Genomic DNA, 1,091 nt, shown 5'->3' with positions numbered 1-1,091 from the left:
AAGCAGCAGCGACTTGAGCTGCGCCTGGTTCGCCTTCAGCGCCGCTTCGTCCTCATTGGCCACGGCAAAGGCCAGCAGGTCGAGCAGCGGCTTGCTTCGCACGCCCTTGCCGTTCGCGGTCACCGACAGCTCCGGCGACTTAATCGTCACCGGAAATTTCATTCCGCTCTCGGGATCGTCGAAATTGACCGCCTCGGTAAAGCTCGACATCTTCTGCGTCATCGTGACGTCAACGCCGCCATTGGCGGCCTTGGTCGCGGCGAAGTTCGCTGTGCCGGCGCCGAAGCTGGCGTCAACATGCTGCTTGGCGTCCTTGGACGTCATCGTCATGCTGGCTATGGTGCTGACGCCGCTGGTGAAGGCTGCGAGCGCGGGGTCATAGACGCCGCTGCCCTTGCCGTCCTTGACGGTGAACTGGGTGCTTTGCAGCCCTTCCGGCCCGTTGAACTCGAAGGACGCGCTCTGCGAGAAATCCATCGAGACGTCCCAGGATCCATCGCTGCGCGGCTTCACCTTCAAAGCATAAGGCGCGACGTCGAACTTCAGCAGCTTCTGGTCCGGCAGGGCCTCGACCAGCGCCTTGAAATCAATGGCGATCCGGTAGGCGTCTCCTTCGACGGAGACCTTCAGCACGCCGGTGTCGAGCGCCTTCTTGCCGACGTAGCGGGACAGGTCCTCGGAAAGCTGCTTGGCGCCTTGGCTATCGACCGTCTGGGCGAAAGCCGGCGCGCCGAGCGCGAGAAGGAAAACTAGGGGCAGGACACGCTTCACGTCGATTCTCCGTTTGGGCTCGGAAGACAAAATCGCTTCGCGCTGCTGGTAGGCAAATACCATCACAGCCGCAAGACAAAGGCTAGTCGCCTTCCTAAAGCACCAGCCGCATCAGCGGCCGGCCGGGCTTGCGCTCGACAAGCCGCTCGAAGCCCGCCTTCTCGAACACCCGCGACGAGCCGACGAACAGGCCGATCGAACGCGAATCGCGCGACAGGTCGATCGGGCAGGCCTCGACCAGCCGCGCGCCGTTCCGGCGGGCAAAGTCGATGCCGCCTTCGACGAGGCGATGGCTGATGCCCCTGCCCCGCGCCTTGACG

General features: G+C 63.6%; 2 pseudogenes. Both read right to left on the bottom strand.

Going from position 1 to position 1,091, the window contains the following annotated elements:
• Nucleotides 1-771: pseudogene (locus tag EN738_RS34525) on the bottom strand (hypothetical protein); the annotation flags it as partial.
• A gap of 94 nt (nt 772-865) precedes the next feature.
• Nucleotides 866-1,091: pseudogene (locus EN738_RS34520) on the bottom strand (N-acetyltransferase); the annotation flags it as partial.

It is taken from the genome of Mesorhizobium sp. M4B.F.Ca.ET.017.02.2.1, assembly GCF_003998955.1.
GTDB lineage: Bacteria > Pseudomonadota > Alphaproteobacteria > Rhizobiales > Rhizobiaceae > Mesorhizobium > Mesorhizobium abyssinicae.
The sequence above is the reverse complement of the archived record's forward strand: the minus strand, read 5'-3'. Positions and strand labels throughout refer to the sequence as shown.